Genomic DNA, 24421 nt, shown 5'->3' on the forward strand with positions numbered 1-24421 from the left:
ATTCCGAGACTGGCAAATATTATCGAATACGCCTCATGCTGGCTGCCATGTGGTCTGCACAGGAGTTTTTGAGTACTTACGTTGCTGACCCTCGCTCTTACGATTGACCGCATCACTCATCAGTACCAGGTTTTCACGCAGGGCGCCATTGAATTGATCGGCAAAAACCGTAGGTGCAATGGCGCTCAGCTGCGGATAAATTTGTTCCTGCCGTGACTTGAGGCCAAGAATCAGATCCGGTTTGAGGCCGGCTACGACTTCCAGGTTGACCTGTTTTTCTTCACCTACCACGGTAACGTCCGCCATGGCATCACGGATATGGGCAAACCAGGTATCGGAAGGTACAGCGGTGCTGGAGCGAACGGCGCCCACAGGTGTGATGCCGAGCGCCAGCAGCGTTTCCGTTGCTTCCGTCGAGAGTACGACGATCCGTTTCGGGGCATCCGGCACTTGTGTCTCGCCCATGGCGTGTTGGACAGTTCGGGTAATGTCCGCAGCCTGAGCCTGTTGCTGTTGGGCGGCATCATCAGAGCAGCCCGCCAGGGTAAGCCCCAAACCGATGATTGTCAGAAGACGTTTAATGGGTTGCATGACGCTCCTTACAATGCGTGCTTAGCATGATGTGGATCAAATGGATGACCCGCCCAGCCGGACAGCCGGGCGGGAGACGTGATCAGAAGGTGGTGGTAAAGCCGACGTACCAGGTTCTCGGGTCTTCGCTGTACCCCATGACGGTTGCCTCGTGGGGGAGGCTTTCATCCGTGACGTTCGTAACGCCTGCTCGCAGGCGGAGCGATTCTGTCATCTGGTAGTTCATACCGAGATCAACCAGTGAATAGCCGTCAAGGTCGACTTCATCGCTGAGTTTCTGGTCGCCGATGTAGCTGGCGCGTACAAAGGTGCTCAGCTTTTGTGAAGCCTGCCAGTTCAGTTTTGCCGACACATTCTGTCTTGAGCGGTCAGTCAGGATGTCACCGGTGGTTTCGTCACGGGCATCGGTATAAGTGTAATCGCCGTTCAGTGAGAGCGATTGGGTCAGTGCCATGCGTCCACCCAGTTCAATACCTTTGATCTTGGCTTTTTCGACATTCTTGTAGGTGTAAACTTCACGCCCGTCTTCGACGTCAAGTTGGTAGTCAAAGTCACGGGCAATCAGGTTTTCTACATCATTCTGGAAAACGGCCGCTTCAACTTCCCAGTTGTTCTGCTGATAGTTGGCTGCCATTTCATAACTGGTGCTGGTTTCGGGCTCCAGATCCGGATTGCCGATAATCCAGCAGCCACCCTTACAGCTGCTCAGGCGATAGTCCTTGTTCAGCTGTAGCAGGGAAGGGGCTTTGAACGCCTTACCGATGCCACCTTTCAGTGTCAGGTTGTCCGTGACACTGTGAACCAGGTACGCCCGGGGGGGGTATTCTGTGCCGAAGTTTTCATGATGGTCGATACGGGTGCCGTATGTGAGCGTCAAGTCATCGGCCAGCTGCCATTCATCCTGGGCAAACAGGGCTTTCTGGGTGACATCAGCTTTACCGGTGGTCTGGAGATCGCGAGTGTTATCCAGTTCGGTTTTGCGAACTTCGCCCCCCACGGTTAAACGATGACTGCCAAAGTCTGTAGATACCGATCCATCTACGACATCATTGGTTTCAGTCACGTAGTCCCGTCGATTCAGAGTAAAGTCCTGCTCACCGATTTCGACTTCCTCCCGGTAATAACGGGCCTGCGATTCACCCCAGCTCCAGTCGCCACCGTGCGTCAGTGCAATACTGTTGCGTTTGACCTTCTGGTTAGTCGGCGTCAGTCCTTTAGTGGATTCGATGATGCCATCACGCTTGTCATTACTGTGGGTGATATCAATATCCAGGGTTTGGTTGTCATTGATAAGCCAGTTCACGTTGCTGGCAAGGCTCAGTGTGTCACGTTCTTCCAGTGCGGTAACGGTACTGCGGGTGCCGCTGTAAGGTTTCCATTTGTCCCTGTCACTTTGGTTGACTGAGAGATTGAGATACAGTTTGTCATCAATCAGGGCTCCGCCGGTGTTAAGCCCCACGATTGTTTCGGTACCACCGTTACCGCCTTCAGGTTGGGCAATATCGCTGCTGATGGTGCTGCGCCATTCGTTGTCTGGCAGCTTGGTGATGATGTTGACGACGCCGCCCAACGCTTCAGAGCCATAAAGCGCAGACATGGGGCCTCGGATGATCTCGATCCGTTCAATGTTGTCCTGCGGAATGGCCGACAGATCGAAGTCATTACCACGGGCAATGGCATTCGAGGAACTCATTTTCCGGCCATTGACCATGATCAGTGTGTAGTCACTGTCCATGCCGCGAATGCTGATGGATTCCCGTCCGGCACGCCCACCTTCTTTTCTGCTCTCAACGCCGACAGCCTGTTTGACGATGTCGTTCAGCGCCATGGTGGGCTGAGACTTGATCTCATCGCTGGTGATTACGGACATTGATGCAGGCGCTGTGGCCAGGCTGTTTTCTGTCTTGGTGGCGGTCACGACGACCTGGTCAAAGACCAGTGGGCCACCGACCTGTTTCTTGTTGTCCGATTCTTCTTGAGCCGTTACGGGCATGGAAACAGCGACAGCCATAGCCAGAAGGCAATGCTTGCCTGGGAAGTGCGACATTAAGTGAGTTCCTGAATGTCTCTAAATGCAAATTATTCTCATATAGGTTATTCGGCAATAGGTGTTTGTACGTGGGTGCCGTTGTGGTTCGTTTTTTAGTATCAATAGCGCGACGTCTATGCAGGGCAGGAAGGCGTGCCAATAAAAGAGAAATAACAGCGCTTTGGACCGTAATGTCCAACAATGATGTGTGGGGGGGGGAGTGGGGCAGGTTGTTCGCTGATTTCTTGTGAGGTGCTCGAAAGACTTTTGGTTGTAATTTTTTTGAGTAGGAAACAATACTGCCTGACAGGTTTTCCTGTCAGGCAGTATCAGAAAGGATGCCGTCTGTAGGGATTAAGTAGAGTTCTATTCTGACTTAATACAACTGGCAGATAACAAACTTTTTATGCGGCGTAGTTGGCTGCAATGAATTCCCAGTTAACCAGCTTCCAGAAAGCAGCCAGATAATCAGGGCGAACATTACGGTAATCGATGTAGTAAGCGTGTTCCCAGACGTCGCAGGTCATCAGCGCTTTTTGGTCGGTGGTGAGCGGGGTAGCTGCATTGCTGGTGTTAACAATGGCAACCGTGCCGTCACTGTTCTTGACCAGCCAGGTCCAGCCGGAACCGAAGTTGTTAACCGCGCTTTCGGTGAACTTCTGCTGGAACGCGTCAAACGAACCGAATGCGGCGTTAATGGCGTCAGCCAGTTCGCCAGTCGGCTCACCACCACCGTTGGGGCTCAGGCAGTGCCAGTAGAACGTGTGGTTCCAGACCTGGGCTGCGTTGTTGAAAATGCCGCCTTCAGAGGTCTTGATGATGTCTTCCAGGCTCTTGTTTTCCAGCTCAGTGCCTTCAACCAGACCGTTCAGCTTGACCACATAGGTGTTGTGGTGCTTGCCGTAGTGGTAGTCCAGGGTTTCTTTGGAAATATGGGGTTCCAGGGCGTCGCGTTCGTAAGGCAGGGCGGGCAGTTCGAATGCCATGTTTGATATCTCCATTTCAGGGTTGGCTAAATACGGCCTGCACATCCAACCGATAACACGCCTCTTTCTGCGGAGAGTGAATGCTACGGGGCGATGTGAGCTTCTTAGCCTGCGGATAATAGCATTGGGCGACAGCCTTATCTACGGAGTCGGCACAGGGTTATTCGGTCAGGTTGGTGCTTGAGTTCGTCCGGGTGGGGGCGCTGTGTGGTTGCCCGCACCCGGTATGGATCATGCGACCACGCGCCCGCGATAGATGCGGGTCTTTGTGGAGATAGCATGGGGAGGGGGAGACGTCTCACTGTTGTTGAGTGGTGCAGAGCGGGACGGTGATGTTAAGGATTCCTGGCCTTTATCCAGATCAGTTTCCGTGATGTTAAGGCCAGCCAGCTGCAGGAATTGCAGTGCCTTGGTGCGAGTGGTGCTGTCACGGGTCTGTCGGACCAAACGTTGTATTTCATCAATCGTGTCTTCAGAACTGAAACGGATGTTAATATCAAACTCTGCCTTGATGCGACGCCTTAAGACCTGCAGCAGATCAATCATCTGCTTGGTGTATTGGACCGTCATACCGATATTCCCCTTTGTTTCAGTGTGCCCGGAAGTCTTTGCAATTTTGATTCCAGCTTGAAATGTCCGGTGGTAGAGGGGTGTTGATCAGATTGGCTGGCAGCATAAAGAGCGAAAATGACTGATGTTGCACCGTCTTGGTGCGATAAGGGTTGTGTTGGGTCTGTCACGGCTTTGCACTACAATGGCGGCCATTGTGGTATCAACATTCTTCCCCCAGCGATTTGTGAACACGGAATGACAATACATTCAGATGACCGGGATGATCTCGATAATTTGCCGAGTCTCTCACTGTCTCCCGATGAGGTGACGGAACGCTCGCCGGCATCCCGTGCCGGTAAGAAGAAAAAAGCAGTGCCTGCAGAGCCATCCACTGGCTCTGCAGGCACTGGATTATTTTTGATCCTGTTGGGATTACTGTTGGCCGTGGGGGGATTGGGTTATTTCCAGATTACGGCGCTGCAGAATGAACTGCAGGCGACCCGTAGTCTGGTGGCGGCAGCAGAAAAGCAGTTGACGGATGTGTCTGGTGTTGTCACAGAAACCGGGCAGACGATGAGTCAAAGCGATCAACAGGTTAAGTCAGAGTTGAAGGATATCAATTTTGAAATCCGTAAACTCTGGGATCTGGCGAACAAACGTAACCGCAAGGATATTGACGCGTTGGAAAAGCAGCTTGCTGATAATGCTGCGACGCTCAAAACATTGAAGTCGTCAGCTGATAGTGCGCTTAAGCAGGCTAAACAATATTCCGGTACCTTGGACAAGACGGTCTCCAGGCTGTCGTTGATTGAACGTCAGCTGACAGGTATCAGTGCTGACCTGGTGGCGAATACATCGTCCTCGCGGGAAGAGCTGGATATGCTCACGGCATCGGTTGAAGGTTTGCGTCAGGAAGCCAGTAAGGCACTGGCAGATGTGAAGGTATTGAAAGCTGATATGAAGCAGCAGGTGAGTCTGACAAAAGACGCCTCGCGATCCATGGACAGTTATCGCCAGCAAATCAACAAGCGCTTGTTGCAGCTTGAGAACGCGGTCAGGGAAGTGCAGCAGGGAAGTAATGAAGGTGGTCTGACGCCAACGTTGTAAATGTAACGCGTTGCATGATAAGCCATCCGGTTGTGATGGCTTATCATGCATTTATCAGGAGTGAGACGCTGTCTCGTGAACCCCGGCACTTGGCGGGGGTAGTGAACCAAAACTGTTCAGGTGTTCCAGTAGCTGCCGGCTTTCCAGCTCTTTCTCGAATCGCAGCTCCCTGGATTGATGATTCCAGCTTTCCTTTGCCAAGGCGTGTGTTTTGCGCTTTGGACCACACGCGCCACATTCCCTGCACTCGATTCGGTAGCTGAGCAGATAACCGGCTGAATCTATATGTATGCTGCCGCAAAACGGGCAGTTCTCCAGCTGGTATCTCATAGGCACCCCCTCTTCTATCCCTTGTGGTGGTTGTGCGTACTGCACACTACAACAAGTCACAGCGTTGGGTTTACTGCACGGCTTTGCTACTTCATTTTATTGAGCGTGTTTTGCAGTGGTTGGTTCAATATATTGGTGTTTCTAGCTTTATTTGCACAATATATTGTGTGCTTTGAACTAGTCTAGGTCGTTGCGAATAATTTGCAAGTTTTTGCTCTGCACAGTCATAGTGCAAGATTATTGTTGATTCCCTCCAATTGGATTGCATCACTGCTAGACAGAGTTTTTGTTTGCTTTGCTCACTGATGTGGAAATCACTTACCATATCGGCCTTCTTAAATTGGCAGATTCAATGATGTCTTCCTTCCCAGGCTTTTGTGCGTTGCGGACGTTGTGCATGCTGGTTGTAAGTCTTTTCCTGTTGAATGGTTGTTCCAGTACAGGAGACGGGGAGATGACTGGCAATTTAATAGAAGCAAATAAGTCTAAACCGCTAAAGGCTGGTGAATGGCAGGTAGAGAGTGACCCTAAAACGGTTTCACAGGTACTTAAACACGGTAAAGGATTATTGTTGCCGGTGCTGAAAGTCACAGACCAAAACCTGCTGATACCGGACTACCGCACGACGCTTACATTATATGAGCACCTTCAGAACAGAGCTGGGATGGATCTTGTGGGTGTCGGTAATACCATGAAGTTTTATTACCAGTTGGTTTCGGCGGTGGAGCATCGATGTCCGAAAGATGCAGTTGATCCCTTGCTCAGTTGCTCACTCACAGCTTGGTTACCCCAATGGTTCAATGGTTGGCTGAATGGCGAAGGTGTTTACGACAACACCATGATGCAGGCGTGGCTTGATGAATTGGATGATGTGAATTATCTGATTGTACCCGATCGGGCGCTCTTGTCCTCGCCGGCGCTGAAGCATCTTAAATATTCCCCGGATTCTGATCCTGTGGTTGATCAGGAGCCGACTGTAAGATGGCAGGAAATTGCCAGTTATCTGGAACCCGCTTCATTAAGTCTGGTGATTCGTTATCAGAGCAATTGTGAGGAAGGCTGGTGCTGGAATCATCAGGGGCTGGCTAACTGTATCATGCCAGTCAATGCCGCTCAGTCCAGAGAACAGGTTCTTGATGCGCGGGGGCAGGCTTGGGAATCATTGTTGTCAGGCTGTGCTTCCATAGCGCCTGTAACCGTTTTGCCGTAGAGCTCACACACTTTTCAGTCCACGTTACAACACATACTCACGGTTGTTTACGGATTTTAACTCGACTTCGTTGATGGTATTACTTATCTTGTACCGGATTTCATGATCTTGCCGAGAAATGCCTGTAAAGTGGTCTCTATGAACCCGAATTATCTGGACTTTGAACAGCCAATCGCTGAGCTGGAAGCAAAAATCGAAGAACTGCGGCTGGTAGGGTCGGACAATGAGCTGAATATCAGTGCAGAAATTGCCACGCTCGAAGAAAAGTGCCGAACCCTGACCTCAGGCATTTTCAAGGATCTTTCCTCTTGGCAGGTTGCCCAGTTGGCCCGCCATCCCCGTCGCCCCTACACGCTGGACTATATCAAGGCGGTTTTTGACGACTTTGATGAGTTGCACGGTGATCGTCGTTTTGCGGATGATAAATCCATTATCGGCGGTATGGCGGAACTGGATGGTAAGCCGGTCATGATTATCGGCCATCAGAAGGGGCGTGAAATCCCTGAAAAGGTACGCCGTAATTTTGGTATGCCCAAGCCTGAAGGCTATCGGAAGGCTTGTCGGCTGATGGAAATGGCTGAGCGTTTTAAGCTGCCAATTCTGACCTTTATTGATACACCTGGTGCTTACCCTGGCATTAACGCCGAAGAGCGTGGCCAGAGTGAGGCGATTGCCTGGAATCTGGCGGTAATGTCGCGCCTGAATACCCCAATCATTTCAACTGTGATTGGTGAAGGGGGATCCGGTGGGGCGCTGGCCATTGGTGTGTGTGACCGGTTGCTGATGCTCCAGTATTCAACTTATTCCGTGATTTCACCGGAAGGGTGCGCCTCTATTCTCTGGAAGAAAGCGGATCATGCGGCAGAAGCTGCGGAAGCAATGGGTATTACAGCAAAACGCCTGCAGGAGCTGGGCTTTGTTGACCGAATTATTGAAGAACCGCTAGGTGGTGCGCATCGGGATGTGGCCAAAGCGGCAGATTCGGTGAAACAGGCTTTGGTGCTAGAGCTGGAAGAGCTGTCTTCCATGTCTGTGGATGAGTTGGTGACTACTCGTTATGAACGTTTACAGCGTTACGGGGTCAAGTAAATAGCAGGATTTCAGTTTTACTGATCCGGTATTTGTCATTTGAGAAGCCGGCATGGCTACCACCATGCCGGTTTTTCGTTGTTGAGTCAGTGTTGTGGATACCAATATGCATCTGACAGATGACGCTTTCCTAGAAAGGTTGCCTGAAATATACAGGGATAGGCGGCTGGTGGTTGGACTCAGTGGCGGGCTGGATTCCACGGTTCTGCTGCATCTCTGTGTAGCCCTAAGGGGGCGGGGGATTATTCGCTCTCTTGAAGCGATTCATGTCAATCATGGGTTGAGCCCCAATGCTGCTGAGTGGCAGGCGTTCTGTGAGACGATGTGTGATCAGTGGTCTGTTTCATTAGTCTCTCGCCGGGTTGAGGTAAAGCGTGGTGCGGGGGGCGGTTTGGAAGCATCGGCCAGAGCGGCACGCTATCAGCAGTATGAAGAAGTGCTTCGCCAGGGTGACTGTCTCCTGCAGGGCCATCACTTGAATGATCAGGCTGAGACCCTGCTTTATCGGATCGTGAGGGGGTGTGGCGTGCACGGGCTTGCGGCAGTTCCCCGGGAGCGTGCGATGGGGGAGGCAATGATTCTGCGTCCTTTGCTGGATGTCTCCAGAGAAGCCATCCATGCCTATGCACAAGCGCATCAGCTGGAATGGGTTGATGATGAGTCGAATCTTGATGTCGCATATGACCGCAATTTTTTGCGACATGAAGTCCTGCCAAAGATACATCAGCGTTGGATTGGTGCACTGAATAATCTGGGGCGTCTGGCTGAGGATGCCGCAGATGCGACAGAATTGCTGGATCAGGTCGCAGAAAATGATCTGCAACAGGCTTTGTCAGTTGATGGTATTCCCTACCATACCGGCCTTCCGGTTATTGATATTTCTTGTCTAAAACAGCTGACTGACTATCGACAGCGTAATGTGCTTCGCTACTGGCTTCGATCCCAAGGTTATCCATTGCCCGGCCGGGCGGTGATTCAATGTATTTTGGATGAGCTGGTATCGGCAGCTCAGGATGCCTGTCCGGTTGTGAGCTGGGAAGGGTGTGAGGTCAGGCGACATGGTGGCGCAATAGTGGCCCTTAAGCCTTTGGATAATTTGCGGCCATTTTCCTGTCAGTTGGTACTTTCTGCAAATTGTGATCTCGAGCTACCTGGAAATGGTCGTATCTATGCTGAAAAGCCGGAGCAGCCATTGGTTTTAGTTAGGTCTGAGGTCTCTGATCTTTCGCTCGGCTATCGTTCCGATATCGTGTTTGCGCCATTCCGCCTGCCAGGCCGGGCGGGTCGTAAATCATTGAAAAAATGGCTTAATGAACTGAACGTGCCTGTCTGGGTACGTGATCGCCTACCGATTCTCCATCGATCCGGTGAGCTGGTAGCGATTCCTGGCCTGCTGGTCAATGCAGAGTATGCGGTCTCGGGGAACGAGCCGGGTATTTCATGCTGCTGGCAAACTCCTTTTGAACGGCAATGGTGAATTTCCGTCGTTGTGGGCGGGCGGGATGTTTGGTATCCTGCAGTCCCATCTTTTTTCGTTAATACTTCCCATCCAGAAGGCAGACAAACTGCCTGCAAATTCAACAGGTTTTAAATGACACGCTACATATTTGTCACCGGTGGTGTCGTATCGTCGTTGGGGAAAGGCATTGCCTCTGCATCGCTTGCGGCCATTCTTGAGGCGCGTGGACTGAAGGTCACCATGCTCAAGCTGGATCCCTATATCAACGTTGACCCCGGTACCATGAGTCCTTTCCAGCACGGTGAAGTATTCGTCACTGAAGATGGGGCGGAAACGGATCTGGATCTGGGGCATTACGAGCGTTTCGTCAGAACGACCATGAGACAGGGGAATAACTTTACCTCCGGTCGTATCTACGAACACGTACTCAAGAAAGAGCGTCGTGGTGATTACCTGGGCGGTACGGTTCAGGTGATTCCTCATATCACCGACGAAATCAAGCGTCGTATTATCGCCGGTGCCGGCGATGCGGATGTGGCGCTGGTTGAGATCGGCGGTACCGTGGGTGATATCGAATCCCAGCCATTCCTGGAAGCGGTTCGTCAGTTAAAGGTAGAGATGGGTTCCCGTCGCGCCATGCTGATGCACCTGACGCTGGTTCCTTATATCAAGACCGCTGGCGAACTCAAGACCAAGCCGACTCAGCACTCTGTCAAAGAGCTGCGCTCCATCGGTCTGCAGCCGGATATCCTGATCTGCCGTTCCGAGCATCATATTGATGTCTCTTCACGCCGTAAGATTGCACTTTTCACCAACGTTGAAGAACGCGCAGTTATTTCCCTGCAGGATGCGGATTCTATTTACCGTATTCCTCGCATGCTGCATGAGCAGGGTCTTGATCAGCTCATCGTCGATAACTTCTCATTGGAGTGTGGTGAAGCCGATCTGGGTGAGTGGGATGACGTGCTGGATCGTGAACTGAATCCCACTCGGGAAGTGACAGTGGCAATGGTTGGCAAGTACATGGAACTGCTGGACGCCTACAAGTCGCTGATTGAGGCGATGAAGCATGCCGGTCTGAAAACTCGTACCAAGGTCAACCTGCGTTATATCGATTCTGAAGAGATTGAGCGTCAGGGCGTCGATGTACTGGACGGTGTTGATGCCATCCTGGTGCCCGGTGGTTTTGGTAACCGTGGCGTGGAAGGCAAAATTGCGGCTATTCGTCACGCCCGTGAAAACAAGATTCCGTACCTGGGTATCTGCCTGGGTATGCAGCTGGCTGTGGTTGAATTTGTCCGTAACGTTGTCGGTATTGACAACGCGGACAGCACCGAATTTGATGCTAACTGCGAGAACCCCGTCATTGGTCTGATCACTGAGTGGATGGACAGCGATGGTCAGGTTGAGCAGCGCAGTGAAGCGTCTGACCTGGGTGGCACTATGCGTCTCGGCGCACAGCAGTGCCGTCTGGCGGAAGGTACTCGCGCTTTCCAGGCCTATGGCAAGGACGTGATCAATGAGCGCCACCGCCACCGTTATGAGGTGAACGACCATTACGTGGATCGCATTGAAGCGGCTGGCATGAAGATCTCCGGGCGTTCCGTGGATCAGGCGCTGGTGGAAATGGTGGAAATTCAGGATCACCCCTGGTTTGTGGCTTGCCAATTCCACCCGGAGTTCACCTCTACGCCGCGTGATGGCCACGGTTTGTTCACGGCATTTGTTGAAGCGGCGCTGGCACACGGTGCTGGCCAGAAAGCCTGATTGGGGAACTGTCTCATGGATCAGAAAACGCTACGGGTTGCAGGCATCGATGTCGCCAATGACCGGCCCTTTGTGCTCTTTGGTGGCATGAATGTGCTGGAGTCCCGCGAGTTAGCGCTGGAAGTGGCTGGCCACTATGTGGATGTGACGCGTAAGCTGGGCATTCCCTATGTGTTCAAGGCGTCCTTTGACAAGGCAAACCGTTCTTCCATTGCCTCCTATCGTGGCCCGGGCATGGAGAAAGGGCTGGAGATTCTGCAGGAAATCAAGGACACCTACGGTGTGCCCGTGATTACCGATGTGCACGAGGTTCACCAGTGTGAGCCGGTGGCCAGGGTGGCAGATGTGATCCAGCTGCCGGCTTTTCTGGCACGTCAGACCGATCTTGTTGCGGCTATGGCGGCGACGGGTGCGGTAGTGAATGTCAAGAAGCCCCAGTTTCTGAGCCCTTCACAGATGCGTAATATCGTGGACAAATTCCGCGAAGGTGGCTGTGAAGACGTCATGCTGTGCGAGCGTGGCAGCTGCTTTGGCTATGACAACCTGGTGGTCGATATGCTGGGTTTCCGTACCATGAAAGAAGTCAGTGGCGGCATGCCGGTGATTTTTGATGTCACTCATTCGCTGCAGTGCCGTGATCCGCTGGGTGAAGCGTCCGGTGGGCGACGTCACCAGGTGGCTGAGCTGGCCTGTGCCGGTATGGCGCTGGGCTTGGCGGGGCTTTTCCTGGAAGCCCATCCTGATCCTGACAACGCCCGTTGCGACGGTCCCAGTGCGTTGCGACTGGATAAGCTGGAGCCTTTCCTTGGACGCATTAAGGCGGTTGATGACCTTGTCAAAGGTTTCGCACCGCTGGATCTGAGTTAATCCATGATGTAGCTCTTGAGTAAGTATTGTTAAAATACGCCTGAGCGGAATATGGATAATGACAGGGTCGCAGAAGCGACCCTGTTTTTTTTATGGCAGGAAAGAGACGATAGCTTAAGTACCCTGAAAGGGAGTCCGCTCTGTTAGCTGTATTCAGCACTGTTGACTGTTATGCTTTCCTAAGTCACCCGTTTTTTAGTTTTTTGCGTATGCGAATAGTAATGATCATGCTGGCTTTTCTCCTTGCACTCCTGCAATACCGATTGTGGGTGGGTGAAGGCAGTATTGCCCAGTTAATGGCTGTTAAAGAACAGGTCGCCCTTCAAAAGCTTGAAAACCAGCGACTTGCCGAGCGTAATCGCCTGCTGGCTGTCGATGTCGTTGCGTTGCAGACAGGCCTGGAAGCCGTTGAAGAATACGCACGTACGGAGCTGGGCATGATCAGGCATGATGAAGAGTTTTTTCTCATGGCGGATTGAATCTTAGAGAGTTCCTGTTTTTCTTACCTTGTTTCTGGATTGTCTTATGTGCGGCTTCCAGCGCGCGTTCTGATATTTTTGTGAAGGTTGTCATGACTGATTGGGATATGAATCTGCCCAGGGCCAGCGGTGAATCCTGTGGTAGTGCGGCATTTAAAGTGCAGCCGGAAGATTTCCGTGTGGAAGAGGTGCTGCCGTTTGAACCTTGTGGTGAAGGTGAACACCTGTTTCTCTGGATTGAGAAAACGGGACAAAACACGCAGTGGGTTTCCCGGATTCTGGCGCGTATCGCCGGTATTCCGGCTTCGTCTGTTGGCTATGCGGGGCTGAAGGATCGCCAAGGCGTCACCCGGCAGTGGTTCAGTCTGCAGTTGCCTGGTAAGGGGCGTGCGGATGACCTGAATTGGGCTTCCTGTGGTGAGGGTATATCGGTTCTGAAAATAGAATGGCATAACCGCAAACTGCGTCAGGGAGCACTGTCTGGTAACCATTTTGCTATACGGTTACGGGATGTTCAGGGCGAGTTGGATGATATCGATAACCGCCTGCGCTCGATGAGTGACGGCGGTGTGCCCAATTATTTTGGTATGCAGCGATTTGGCTTTGATGGCGGTAACCTGAACAAGGCGCTTGCGTTTTTCGATAGAAAATTGCGGCTGAAGCGTGACCAGAAAAGCATCGTGTTGTCAGCAGCACGTTCATGGTTATTCAATCAATTGCTGGCGCAGCGTGTACGTGAGCAGACATGGTCACGTTTGCTGGAAGGTGATGTGTTAACGTTTCGTGACAGCCACTCCCTGATTTTGCCAGAGCGCAGAGATGAAACCGTTACAGAGCGTTTTGCGTCAGGCGAGTTGCATAATACCGGTCCTCTCTGGGGGCGTGGCTCCCTGCTTTCCGAGGGCGAGGTGAATGCCTGGGAGATGTCGCTGGCTGAGCGCTGGCCTGAACTTTGTCAGGGCCTTGAAAAAGCTGGCATGAATCAGGAACGACGCGCCTTGCGGGTGACGCCAGAGAAAATGGAATGGCGCTGGGAGGAGGGTGATTTGCTGCTGTCTTTCTTTCTTCCCAAGGGCACGTATGCAACGGCTGTTCTTAATGAGCTGTTTGAAAATATTAGCTAAACGTCGTTTATGAGGAAGAACGTATTGTAAACTGGCGTACTCTAGTGACACTATTGCCTGCTAGGTGAAAGTAGGTCTGGGGGCTGAATGAATCTGGCTGGTATTGGTATGACATCGCAGCGAACCCGTGATCGCCTGATTCAGCGTCTGGTTGAGCAGGGGGTGGGGGATCTGCGTGTCCTTGACGTAATGCGTAAAACACCCAGACACCTGTTTGTTGATGAAGCGTTATCCCACAGGGCTTATGAAGATACGGCGCTGCCTATCGGTCGTAACCAGACCCTGTCCCAGCCCTATATTGTTGCCCGTATGACAGAGGCTTTGCTTCAGGCGGGAACTGTCAACAAGGTGCTGGAGGTTGGCACAGGGTCAGGCTATCAGACGGCAGTGCTGGCACAGTTGGCAGGCCGGGTCTATACGCTAGAACGTATACGCTCCTTGCAGGATCGAGCGCGTCAGCGGCTGCGTCAACTGAAGCTCTATAACGTCATGATGCGTCATGCGGACGGTTTTTCCGGCTGGCCTGAAGAGGGCGAGTATGATGGCATACTGGTGACTGCGGCACCGGCGGAAATACCGCAGGGGCTGCTCCGTCAGTTGGCTGTTGGAGGGCGGATGATCATACCTGTTGGGCCTGATGGTCACCAGCTGCTGGTCTGTGTGACACGGAAAGAAGCGGGTTACAACGAGCAAGTGCTGGAGCCGGTACGGTTTGTACCGTTGCTATCAGGCATTATTGAATAACGATGGATATGTTTGTTTTAGGATTGGTTGTTTGACGTGATGTTGCCGTTGGAAGTCTTGATCTTATTCCTGAAAGGTGCGCTGATGGGCGCTGCGGATGTTGTGCCGGGCGTTTCCGGTGGCACGATTGCGTTCATTACCGGCATCTATGAGCGTCTGCTGAACAGCCTCAAAAAACTGGGGCCTGCCTCGCTCAAAATACTCTTCCGCGAAGGTGTGGCAGCCTGCTGGCGACATATCGATGGAACGTTTCTGGTGGCCGTCTTTGGTGGTGTACTGTTTAGCGTCTTTACCATGGCGCGGGTGATTACCTATAGCCTGTCAGCCTGGCCCATTCAGGTCTGGTCTTTCTTCTTCGGTTTGGTGGTAATCTCTGCGGTGTTGATATTACGTAAGGTCAGCCACTGGTCTCTCTCGCGCATCGCCGCTTTGGTAGCAGGTGTCGGAATGGCGGTTCTCATAGGGCATGCGACACCAGGCATGCATGCGCAGCCAGAATGGTATTCCTTTCTCTGGGCTGGTGCCTTGGCTATTTGTGCGATGATTTTGCCGGGTATCTCTGGCAGTTTTATCTTGCTGTTGCTTGGTTTCTATGCACCGGTATTACAGGCGGTTACACGCTTTGATTTCGGCATACTGTTTGTATTTGCCTCTGGCTGTGTGTTGGGATTGCTGCTTTTTTCACATGTCCTTTCATGGTTGCTCAGCTATTACCATCAGACAACGTTAGCTTTTCTTGTTGGTTTGATGCTTGGTGCCATAGAAAAAATTTGGCCCTGGAAACAGACGTTGGCGTGGAAGCTGGCAGATAACGGTGTTCAAATCCCTGTTCAGCAAGTGAATGTCATGCCGTGGCAGTATGAATCACTCACAGGGCAGCCCCCTGAATTTGTGGTGGCGATTGCACTCATGATGGTTGCGATTATTGCTGTTTCGGTATTTGAGTGGTGCGGTCGATCAAAAATACAGACTGATTGAAGTGATTGGTTTGTATTTTTTGACGATAAGTATTGTGTTTGTTGCGTTATGTTGTTTTGTTTCGATTAGTAAACACTTTACTAACAATGAATTAAAATACTGGACGCTGTATTTTTAGATGGATTAGTAATAATAATCCTTTTTTAAGATAAAAGGATAATAAAACGACAGTTTGGAATAGGATCAACGGTTTTGGCAAGCGTATTCAGAAAGACGAGATGAGACGAACAAAATACTTAAACGTTTGCTCAAAAAATATCATGCTGATGATGTTGCTCTTCCTGATTGCAGCCTGTTCGCATCAGCAACTTGATATACCGGTCAGTAACCGTACACGGCCAGAAACTGTTCTGCGTGGTGTGCATGTCGTACAGCCAGGAGAAACCCTTTTTACCATTGCGTGGCGTTATGGGCAGGACTATAGGAGGTTGGCGTCCACTAACGGGGTTCGGTCTCCCTATGTCATATATCCGGGGCAGAGATTAAGTTTGTCGGGGCGTGCTCCATCGACATCTTCCCAGTCTAATACCGTCGCAAAAGCATCCGTTTCAGCACAGAGTCAGGCGGCGAAAAAGAAAGTGTATAAAAAAGAGCCAGCTCCAGCGGTGAAGAAAAAAACGGATAATCATCCCATTTCAAGTTGGCGTTGGCCTGCCAAGGGTAATGTCGTTTCGCGTTTTTCATCTCGTGGCAGTGTGAACAAAGGTATTGATATCGCTGGCAAGATCGGGGAACCTGTATTTGCGACTGCTGCAGGTGAAGTGGTTTATGCCGGTAGTGGTCTGACGGGTTACGGCAACCTGATCATTGTTAAGCATAATGGTAGCTATCTCAGTGCTTACGCTCATAACAAGGTATTACTTGTCAGGGAAGGAAGCACGGTTAAAGCGGGTCAGAAGATAGCCGAAATAGGTTCTACAGGGACGAGTGAGCCTAAACTGCACTTTGAAATTCGGCGTAATGGTAAACCTGTAGATCCTCTTCTTTATCTGTCAAAACGCTGATGTACAGAAGTTGTGGTTTGGCAACAAAATAGACGGACCTGATAGTTTAAGGGTCGTCGATGCAGCCCTCTGGCTGTTCGGCTGTGAGTGGGACCATTTCATTAACAGGATTGGCGCTTATGGCACTAAAAAGGGAAGAGGTAGAATTGGATGATGTGAGCGAAAGTGTAGTCCATGGAGAGGAGTTTGATTCAGATTCGCTCGAAAGTGATGTTGATTCCAGTTCGGAGTTACCGAATGAAGGAGCAGTGCAACGTACCACATCGGTAAGTGGTCACCGGCAACGCGACGATGATGCATTTTACAAGTCGTTGGATGCTACACAGTTGTACCTCAATGAAATCGGCTTTTCGCCTTTGCTGACCCCGGAAGAAGAAGTGCACTTTGCCCGGCTGGCCAGGAAGGGAGTGGAAGCGGGTCGTCGACGGATGATTGAAAGTAATCTCCGGCTTGTCGTTAAAATCTCTCGTCGTTATGTGAATCGAGGCCTGTCGCTGCTCGACCTGATTGAGGAGGGTAATCTTGGTCTCATCAGGGCTGTAGAGAAGTTTGATCCTGAGCGTGGCTTCCGGTTTTCCACCTACGCAACATGGTGGATACGCCAGACCATCGAACGGGCTATCATGAACCAGACGCGGACTATCCGGCTTCCGATTCATGTGGTCAAGGAGCTGAATGTCTACCTGCGGGCTGCCCGTGAGCTTACGCAGAAGCTTGATCATGACCCAACCCCTGAAGAAATCGCCAACCTGCTCGATAAGCCGGTTGATGATGTTAAGCGGATGCTGGGTCTGAATGAAAGGGTGACTTCCGTAGATACCCCCTTGGGACATGATTCTGATAAGTCTGTACTGGATACCATTTCCGATATCCGTGAAAACGATCCGGCAGTTTTACTGCAGGATAGTGATCTCAACGACAGTATTGATAAATGGTTGAGTGAACTTTCCGAAAAGCAGCGTGAAGTGGTTGCCAGACGGTTCGGATTGCGGGGCTATGAAACCAGTACTTTGGAAGAAGTCGGTAAGGAAATTGGCCTGACCCGTGAAAGGGTGCGGCAGATACAGGTTGAAGCACTTAAACGTCTTCGTTGTATTCTGGAAAAACAGGGGTTATCGAGTGAGTCGCTTTTTAGTTAGCGTTCTCTGATGTGAATGAAAAAAGCCATGGTTTTGCCATGGCTTTTTTGTTGATTGTCTTGTTTAGCGCTCCAGGTGTTCAAGCTTGCCTTTTACGCCGTCCCAGTCCTCGGCATCCGGCAGCGAATCTTTCTTTTCAGTGATGTTGGGCCAGATTTCAGCCAGATCCGCATTCAGCTCTATAAACTCCTGCTGATCTTCAGGGACTTCATCTTCAGAGAAAATGGCGTTCGCTGGGCACTCCGGTTCACACAGTGCGCAATCAATGCATTCGTCCGGGTGGATGACCAGGAAGTTCGGGCCTTCATAAAAGCAATCTACAGGGCAGACTTCCACGCAGTCTGTGTACTTGCACTTTATGCAGTTCTCACCAACTACAAAAGCCATTGCGGTTACTCCATCTTCATAGGCTGGTTTGATTGTTATTCTAGCGCCGACCAGTTATCAACCCTGTCTGTTGGTTATCACGGTATCGGGGCGATCCAGTCAATGATTCATTCGGACGCTAGTCTAACAGTAAACGCTGGCCGGTTACAGGTAACCGGCACTTGTCGTATCTTGGGATTAAGATGATTTTTTACTAACGATAGAACTGTCAGTTTACTTTAGTGTTTTCTTCAGGCGATACAGTAAATCCAGTGCTTCACGGGGTGAAACGCCATCGACATCCAGCTCTTCAATGATTTCTACTGCCGGATGGGGTGCCTGCATGGCAAACATGTCGGCCTGGGGTGAAGGTGTCTGTACTTTTCGTGAAGGCTTTTGGATGGTGGCTGTAGCACTCTCGTCTTCAGTCGCACTTTGTTCCAGGTGATGTAACTTTTCCTTGGCCTGGAGAATCACGTTACGCGGAACCCCCGCCAGCTGTGCGACCTGGAGGCCATAACTCTGACTGGCTGGTCCTTCCTGAACCGCATGGAGGAAGACGATACGATCGTCATGCTCGGTTGCGTTCAGGTGGACGTTGGCGACCCGCGCGCAGGTTTCAGGTAACTGTGTGATTTCGAAGTAATGGGTTGCAAACAGTGTGTAGGCCTGAATCTGGTCGGCCAGGTGGTGCGCACAGGCCCAGGCGAGTGACAGCCCGTCAAATGTGCTGGTCCCACGACCGATCTCATCCATGAGAACCAGACTGCGTTCTGTCGCATTATTCAGGATGCTGGCGGTCTCTGTCATTTCGACCATGAAGGTAGAGCGTCCGCCGGCCAGATCATCAGAGGAACCGATCCGGGTGAAGATCCGGTCAACAATGCTGATTTTGGCATGGGCAGCGGGTACGAAGCTGCCAATATGGGCAAGCAGGACGATCAGTGCCGTCTGGCGCATATAGGTCGATTTACCGCCCATGTTGGGGCCGGTGATGATCAGCATCCTGCGATCACTATGGAGGTCAAGGCTGTTGGCAACAAACGGATCGGTCAATACCTGCTCGACCACCGGGTGCCGGCCTTCTTCTATAGTTATGCCTTCGCCTTGCGTCAGTTCGGGGCAGGCGAGGTTCAGGGTTTCGGCCCGTTCTGCGAAACAGCTCAGGGCGTCCAGTTCTGCTATAGCCTGTGCACTCTCCTGTAGTGGTGTCAGGTGCTCTGCCAGTATTTCAATCAGCGCTTCATAAAGCGCTTTTTCCCGGGCCAGTGCACGGCTTTTGCTGGATAGGGCCTTATCTTCAAACGTCTTCAGTTCCGGCGTGATAAAGCGTTCGGTATTTTTCAGGGTTTGGCGCCGGATATAATTCACGGGCGCATCTTCCGACTCACGTCGGCTCAATTCGATGAAGTAACCGTGCACCCGGTTGTAACCGACTTTCAATGATGAAAGCCCGGTTTGTTCCTTTTCCCGCTTTTCCAGTTGCAGCAGGTAGTCGCCGGCATTTTCACTGATGGCGCGCAGTTCATCGAGTTCATCGTCATAGCCCTCGGCAATCACACCGCCATCGCGGATGACAACGGGTGGGTTTTCAATTACCGCTTTTTGCAAAACGGCAACCAGCTCCGGATAGTCGCTGATTTGTGTGGCAAGCTGGTTTAGCCGCGCGTTATCAATGGCGGTCAATTGTGTCTGAAGATCGGGCAGGCGTGAGAGGGCATCACGTAACCGGGCAAGGTCACGAGGGCGAGCAGAGCGCAGCGCAACACGGGCAAGAATACGTTCAATGTCACCGATGCCTTTGAGCGTGGCATGAATAGGTTCATACCGATAATCCGACAGCAAGGCGAGGATGACAGACTGTCGTTCACGCAACAGTTCAATATTCTGAAGGGGCTGGTTAATCCAGCGGCAGAGCAGGCGGCTGCCCATGGCTGTGGCGGTCTTGTCCATTACCGATAGGAGGGTGTTGTCACGACCACCGTTAAGGTTGGTATCCAGTTCGAGGTTGCGACGGCTAGCAGCATCCAGCACCACGCAGTCTTCACGGCGTTCAACCCGCAGGGTACGTACGTGGGGCAGGTCGGTGCGCTGGGTGTCTTTTGCGTATTGCAGCAGACAGCCAGCAGCGGCGATCGCGACTGTCATATGGCTGCAGTCAAAGCCGGACAAATCTTTGGTTTTGAACTGGCGGGTCAGCAGATCGTGCGCCGTTTCCAGATCGAAATCCCACGGGGGGCGGCGTCGAAAACCATTGCGTTGAGTTATCAGACTGTCGAAAACCTGGTCTTCGCTGGTCAGAAGTTCCGCCGGGCTAAGGCGCTGGAGTTCACCAAGAATAGCTTCCAGTCCTTTGACTTCCAGTACGTGAAACCGACCGCTGGTGATATCCATGATGGCCAGCCCATAAAGGTCATCCTGCACATGCAGGGCAGCCAGCCAGTTATCGCTCCGTTCTTCTAATAACGCTTCATCGCTGACAGTGCCCGGTGTGATGATCCGGACAACTTTACGTTCAACCGGCCCCTTGCTGGTCGCGGGGTCACCAATCTGTTCGCAGATGGCAACCGATTCGCCCAGTTTAACGAGTCGGGCGAGATAGCCTTCTGCCGCGTGAAACGGGATGCCAGCCATCGGAATGGGCTGTCCGTTGGAGTGGCCCCGCGCCGTCAAAGTGATGTCGAGCAGTGAGGCGGCCTTCTTTGCGTCATCATGGAACAACTCATAGAAGTCGCCCATGCGGTAAAAAACCAGCTGATCCCGGTGTTGCTGCTTGATGCGCATATATTGCTGCATCATGGGGGTTTGCACTTGTATTGCCGCTTTTGCCATTATAAATCAGTCACTTAGAGCTTTCTGTGTTAATTGGTGGGGCGTATTTGGGGCAAAATGACCTTTTGTTTGCAGCTCAAGCCAAACCTTTTCAGCCTCAGCGTCGCTGGCGTCATCCATCCATCTCCCATAGGTTTTGACAAGCATACTATAATCAGCATGCCCCATCTGCTTAGCGATAAACGCAATGTTTCCATGGGCGGTAAGGTTCCAAGTTGCAAACGTGTGGCGCGTTTGGTATTGGCTTCTATGGCGAACACCTGCCCGCTTCAGTATTGTTGTCCATGCAGTATTAAGGCTAGTTGGTACATACCAGGCGTTTTCTTTTGATTTGTGGCCGATGTATGGCGCAGTCGTCTCAGGCCGAAATACTGGCCGCACATCTTCCTGTATCACCTTTTTACTATCAAGATGCGTGCTTATCTTTTCTGGCGGCATAAGTAGCGTGTATTGCTGCTGGCTTTTGAGTGCGGCAACTGCTGGCGGCATTAGCGAAATAGTGCGCTCTCTGTCGTTTTTTGGAAGCTTGAAAACACGCTGTGCCGTTATGTTTCTCCTGACGGTTATGGTTCCGCGATTTAGGTCTACATCCTCCCATGCAAGGGAGCATATTTCACCGGTACGCATTCCGGTATATACCGCCAAGGTGATTAAGTTCGATTGCGCAGGGTGGCGACACCCTTTTTTCACTATCGTCTGATAATCGTCGTGCGTTAAAGGATCGGGATCGTTGCGACCAACTTTAAACTTTGAGCACGATGCGGACAGATGTTTATCTGTATAGCCATTGTTTTCGCAGTATTCCATATACCCGCGAAAAGCGGACAAATAATGGTTACAGGTTGCCGCAGCTCTGCTGGCAATCAGATCAGCCCGCAATGAGTCAATATCCTCCGGCATGATGGCTGACACAAGCCTGTCGTCACCAAGAATGCTGCAGCACATATACAAGCCGTTTTTGTAGACTCGTTCCGACTGCGGTCCGAGGTCAACCTTTTTTATCTGGTAAAACTTTTCGGCCAGGGCGCGAATAGATATGGATCGCCTCGTGCGGTCGCCGCCAAACTTGTAGGCAGATTTGCTTTCGGGAAATCTTGCCAGATAGTCAAACGTTCCTATCTTTATTTCGTGCACGACTGTTGCGCGCAATCCTGCAGCATGCTTTACGTTCGCCTTTGTTGGCGCAATGCCGAGAGATTCTCGGCAGCGTACTCCGCGATAGGTGAACACTATACGGAGCGAGCTACCATGAATCTCTACGCCCTTAACCCCCTTGACTAAATCACCGGCTGAGACTCTGCCCATCTGTCGTACTCTTTTTTGTTTATGACGCGCCGACCATCAGGCGCTTTTTTCCAGATTCTACCTTGAGGCCAGACGCCTTGCTCCATTTTGTTTTCTATAGATTTTACGGTGTAGCCTGTAAGCTCTGACAACTTGTTTGGCAATACCCATGTCACACTCATATTTCACCCACAAAAAAACCGGCCTGAGCCGGTATCGTTACTGATGTGCTGGTAACCCGTTGCCGCGCACTCAATCTATATCAAGCCACTTGCAGATAAAGAATGCCGCAATGCATAAGGCCGGATTGCCTATCAGGATCATAAAGACGAAAAGCTTATGTATTGGCTCTACCTGCTCGATCATTGGGGAAGCTCTGGAAGCGGTGCCCAATGGGTTACGCCATCCCATATGTCAGCGTCTTTGTAGTCGTTATGGGTAAGCCAAAACTGACCCATGTAATCGCTCTCAAGGAATGCCATGGTCGCACACCGCTTCCCGTCAATTGTGGCGACAATTGAGTACCAGCCGTCCGTATTGGGCATACGGTCATCCACGCTTACCCATGGAGAATTGCGGTTGTTCCATATTTCTTTAACCTCGTCTTCCTCATATTCCCCATCAAGCATTAGTGAACATTCAGGGCAGCTAATAGAAAACAGGTCTGCGTGAAAGTCATCCTGCATCAAATCTGCTGAGCCGCCACAAAAAGGGCAGGGCTTTAATGTTTCCATGTCACACCTTTAGCAATTCTTCAAATTGTGACTTGTCACGCATCATCAACCGATGCGCTCCATGTATCAGGCTGGTTATTTATTCGTCTGAGAGTGTGAGGTACATGGTTTAATTGCTCGCTCGATATTCTCGTAATTAAAACTTTCAAGCTCCGAAACAAGCTCGGCCGATTCTTGCTCTGTTAACCTGAACTTAACGACCCTGGCAAATACCGGATGATCAGCCGAAACGCTCCAGACTCTTGCTTTGCAGTCGTGCGCATCGTCAATATCCCATTCGCCGCAGTGATTGCATTTCCCATTCATGCCGCCACCTTCACCTTAAACCGGTCATAAGTCCCAGCTTCCGCCAGCCCTGAAAGCTCCAGGTTGCGGAGCATCATATTGGCGCTAATGCGCTGCTCCATGATTAGCTGCTTCTCCAGATCGGCCAACCGTTGTTTTGCGCTGACAAGCTCGTTTTCACGCATAACCATGCGCATAGCCATGCGCTCAATAGTGCGCTTGAGGTCTTTATTGCTCTTACCTTTAAGCAAGGCTTTGGTTTGTTCGTACATATCATCTGCCCAATCAAAAAAGCCGAGGTATTCCGCCTCGGCCTTTACTGTTGCCATTATGCTGCCCGCCGTAATTGCTCAAGCAGCCTGTCTACCTCTGCAGCCGAATAATATTGGCCGTCTGGCAGGTCTTGGCCGATCTCTCTGTTGCGCCGCCAGACCGTCAGCCCATTGCGAAGCGGGGCGGGGCTATCGTCAAAATCTGGAGCATCGTTGAACGATGGGGCGATAGCGGGGGAGTCATCAAAAAAGCCGTTGTATTCCTCAATCTGCACGGCTTGTGGTAGGTGCTGTGTTTTCGCGGCTAGAGCGCGCATTTCTTCCTGTCTTCGGGCTTCTTCACTGGCCTTTATTCGCTCATCATTGGCGAGCCTGGCGGCATTCGCCCATTCCTCAGCCTTCCGGCGTTCTTCCTCCCGAATCCGCGCCGCCTCAGCCTCGGCTTTGCGCTTTTCTTCTTCGCGTATCCGCTCCCGCTCAGCTTCCAGTCGTTCGGCTTCCGCTTTCTTGTGAGCTGCTATGCGCTCGCTGATCAGCTCGGACAGCTCACCGGGACGCATGGCGGTCAGCATTTGCAGGTCAGGGAATAGGGCGGCGAACTCTGGCGGCTGAGACGTGATCAGCTTCAGGTTGTCAGCAATATGCGCTCGCAGGCTTTCGACTTCAGATACTGCCCGATTCAGCTCTGTATCAATCGCCAACTCCAGAGACTTAACTGTTCTCTTGCCTTTGACCACTCCAGCAAAGTCAGCCGCAACCGCAGGCAGTTGTACGCCGTAAACCGAAAACTCGGCATTCGCCCGAATTGTTGCGGTATGCAGGGCGTTGGTTGCCGTATTTATCAGCTCAGCCCGGATAGCGTCTTTCCGAGCTTTAACCAGCCTGTTCAGCTCCAGGCGCTTGGCTCTCATTTCATCCCGCAAGGTATCTACAGTGGCGAATAATGCGGAAATGTCAGCAGTCCGCTCCATGGCTGCAGTCTTTGCCTTGTCCAACTCCTTCTCGGCCTTGTCGCAGAATTTGACCATCTGCTCAGCCCGGGCAAAATCATCATCCGTCTGCAGATCGGTGTTAATGGAGCGGATAAACTCAAGCGCCGTTGATTCGTAAACGGCAAGGTTAGAGCTTTTGACTTGGCCGACGATTTCGACGCACAGCTCTGGCAATTTGATATCTGTCATGATTTACCCCAA

23 protein-coding genes are annotated in these 24421 nt (G+C 51.5%); 12 read left to right on the forward strand and 11 right to left on the reverse strand.

From position 1 onward, the window contains the following. Window positions 1–33 precede the first annotated feature (33 nt). The 4 genes from ABD892_RS22745 to ABD892_RS22760 form a co-directional block, all read right to left on the reverse strand. The gene (locus ABD892_RS22745; RefSeq protein ID WP_345198510.1) at window positions 34–591 is read right to left on the reverse strand and encodes an ABC transporter substrate-binding protein; all 558 of its coding nucleotides are present in this window, start codon (window positions 589–591) and stop codon (window positions 34–36) included. Between the two features lie 82 nt (window positions 592–673). Continuing rightward, window positions 674–2638 carry a TonB-dependent receptor domain-containing protein gene (locus ABD892_RS22750; RefSeq protein ID WP_345198511.1) on the reverse strand — a complete coding sequence of 655 codons (1965 nt, stop codon included), beginning with the start codon at window positions 2636–2638 and terminating at the stop codon, window positions 674–676. 386 nt (window positions 2639–3024) lie between these two features. Next, entirely contained in the window at window positions 3025–3606 is a 582-nt protein-coding gene (sodB, locus tag ABD892_RS22755) for a superoxide dismutase [Fe] (RefSeq protein WP_345198512.1), read from the reverse strand. A gap of 231 nt (window positions 3607–3837) precedes the next feature. Continuing rightward, window positions 3838–4176: a hypothetical protein gene (locus tag ABD892_RS22760; protein ID WP_345198513.1), complete on the reverse strand. Its 339-nt coding sequence runs from the start codon at window positions 4174–4176 to the stop codon at window positions 3838–3840. A gap of 237 nt (window positions 4177–4413) precedes the next feature. Between ABD892_RS22760 and ABD892_RS22765 the strand changes: the two genes are divergently transcribed. Beyond that, window positions 4414–5265 carry a hypothetical protein gene (locus tag ABD892_RS22765; protein WP_345198514.1) on the forward strand — a complete coding sequence of 284 codons (852 nt, stop codon included), beginning with the start codon at window positions 4414–4416 and terminating at the stop codon, window positions 5263–5265. A gap of 54 nt (window positions 5266–5319) precedes the next feature. On the opposite strand, the gene ABD892_RS22770 is transcribed toward ABD892_RS22765, so the two are convergent. Then, window positions 5320–5595, reverse strand: a complete 276-nt coding sequence (locus ABD892_RS22770) for a Lar family restriction alleviation protein (RefSeq protein WP_345198516.1) — start codon at window positions 5593–5595, stop codon at window positions 5320–5322. Window positions 5596–5881: 286 nt separating this feature from the next. Between ABD892_RS22770 and ABD892_RS22775 the strand changes: the two genes are divergently transcribed. From ABD892_RS22775 to rpoS, 11 genes are all read left to right on the forward strand, one after another. Further along, window positions 5882–6805 carry a hypothetical protein gene (locus ABD892_RS22775; protein WP_345198517.1) on the forward strand — a complete coding sequence of 308 codons (924 nt, stop codon included), beginning with the start codon at window positions 5882–5884 and terminating at the stop codon, window positions 6803–6805. A 138-nt stretch (window positions 6806–6943) separates the two neighbouring features. After that, window positions 6944–7894 (forward strand): acetyl-CoA carboxylase carboxyltransferase subunit alpha, encoded by a 951-nt coding sequence (locus tag ABD892_RS22780; RefSeq protein WP_345198588.1) that lies wholly within the window; start codon window positions 6944–6946, stop codon window positions 7892–7894. 106 nt (window positions 7895–8000) lie between these two features. After that, on the forward strand, window positions 8001–9371 hold the full coding sequence (gene tilS, locus ABD892_RS22785) for a tRNA lysidine(34) synthetase TilS (protein ID WP_345198518.1): 1371 nt from the start codon (window positions 8001–8003) through the stop codon (window positions 9369–9371). Between the two features lie 114 nt (window positions 9372–9485). Then, entirely contained in the window at window positions 9486–11120 is a 1635-nt protein-coding gene (gene pyrG / locus ABD892_RS22790; RefSeq protein ID WP_345198520.1) for a CTP synthase, read from the forward strand. A gap of 15 nt (window positions 11121–11135) precedes the next feature. Continuing rightward, window positions 11136–11987, forward strand: a complete 852-nt coding sequence (gene kdsA, locus ABD892_RS22795) for a 3-deoxy-8-phosphooctulonate synthase (RefSeq protein WP_345198522.1) — start codon at window positions 11136–11138, stop codon at window positions 11985–11987. A gap of 209 nt (window positions 11988–12196) precedes the next feature. Further along, window positions 12197–12466 (forward strand): septum formation initiator family protein, encoded by a 270-nt coding sequence (locus ABD892_RS22800; RefSeq protein WP_345198523.1) that lies wholly within the window; start codon window positions 12197–12199, stop codon window positions 12464–12466. A gap of 92 nt (window positions 12467–12558) precedes the next feature. Then, window positions 12559–13590 carry a tRNA pseudouridine(13) synthase TruD gene (gene truD / locus ABD892_RS22805; protein ID WP_345198524.1) on the forward strand — a complete coding sequence of 344 codons (1032 nt, stop codon included), beginning with the start codon at window positions 12559–12561 and terminating at the stop codon, window positions 13588–13590. Between the two features lie 87 nt (window positions 13591–13677). After that, entirely contained in the window at window positions 13678–14334 is a 657-nt protein-coding gene (locus ABD892_RS22810) for a protein-L-isoaspartate(D-aspartate) O-methyltransferase (RefSeq protein WP_345198525.1), read from the forward strand. Between the two features lie 48 nt (window positions 14335–14382). Next, window positions 14383–15312, forward strand: a complete 930-nt coding sequence (locus ABD892_RS22815) for a DUF368 domain-containing protein (protein WP_345198527.1) — start codon at window positions 14383–14385, stop codon at window positions 15310–15312. Window positions 15313–15530: 218 nt separating this feature from the next. Beyond that, on the forward strand, window positions 15531–16316 hold the full coding sequence (locus tag ABD892_RS22820) for a peptidoglycan DD-metalloendopeptidase family protein (protein WP_345198528.1): 786 nt from the start codon (window positions 15531–15533) through the stop codon (window positions 16314–16316). A gap of 119 nt (window positions 16317–16435) precedes the next feature. Then, window positions 16436–17455 carry an RNA polymerase sigma factor RpoS gene (gene rpoS / locus ABD892_RS22825; RefSeq protein WP_345198529.1) on the forward strand — a complete coding sequence of 340 codons (1020 nt, stop codon included), beginning with the start codon at window positions 16436–16438 and terminating at the stop codon, window positions 17453–17455. Between the two features lie 63 nt (window positions 17456–17518). Here the strand turns inward: rpoS and fdxA are convergent, their stop codons facing one another. The 6 genes from fdxA to ABD892_RS22855 all read right to left on the reverse strand — a co-directional run bounded on the left by fdxA (window position 17519) and on the right by ABD892_RS22855 (window position 24409). Next, window positions 17519–17842, reverse strand: coding sequence for a ferredoxin FdxA (gene fdxA / locus ABD892_RS22830; protein ID WP_211829138.1), 324 nt, complete (start codon window positions 17840–17842; stop codon window positions 17519–17521). 213 nt (window positions 17843–18055) lie between these two features. Then, entirely contained in the window at window positions 18056–20653 is a 2598-nt protein-coding gene (gene mutS / locus ABD892_RS22835) for a DNA mismatch repair protein MutS (protein WP_345198530.1), read from the reverse strand. A 6-nt stretch (window positions 20654–20659) separates the two neighbouring features. Continuing rightward, entirely contained in the window at window positions 20660–21958 is a 1299-nt protein-coding gene (locus tag ABD892_RS22840) for an Arm DNA-binding domain-containing protein (RefSeq protein ID WP_345198531.1), read from the reverse strand. Between the two features lie 341 nt (window positions 21959–22299). Further along, complete coding sequence (locus ABD892_RS22845) at window positions 22300–22671, reverse strand: Lar family restriction alleviation protein (RefSeq protein ID WP_345198532.1); 372 nt, start codon at window positions 22669–22671, stop codon at window positions 22300–22302. Window positions 22672–22973: 302 nt separating this feature from the next. After that, entirely contained in the window at window positions 22974–23285 is a 312-nt protein-coding gene (locus tag ABD892_RS22850; RefSeq protein ID WP_345198534.1) for a hypothetical protein, read from the reverse strand. Beyond that, window positions 23285–24409, reverse strand: coding sequence for a hypothetical protein (locus ABD892_RS22855; RefSeq protein WP_345198535.1), 1125 nt, complete (start codon window positions 24407–24409; stop codon window positions 23285–23287). Before ABD892_RS22855 ends, ABD892_RS22850 begins: the two co-directional genes overlap by 1 nt. Between the last annotated feature and the right edge of the window lie 12 nt (window positions 24410–24421).

The organism is Kistimonas scapharcae (assembly GCF_039540975.1).
Lineage (GTDB): Bacteria > Pseudomonadota > Gammaproteobacteria > Pseudomonadales > Endozoicomonadaceae > Kistimonas > Kistimonas scapharcae.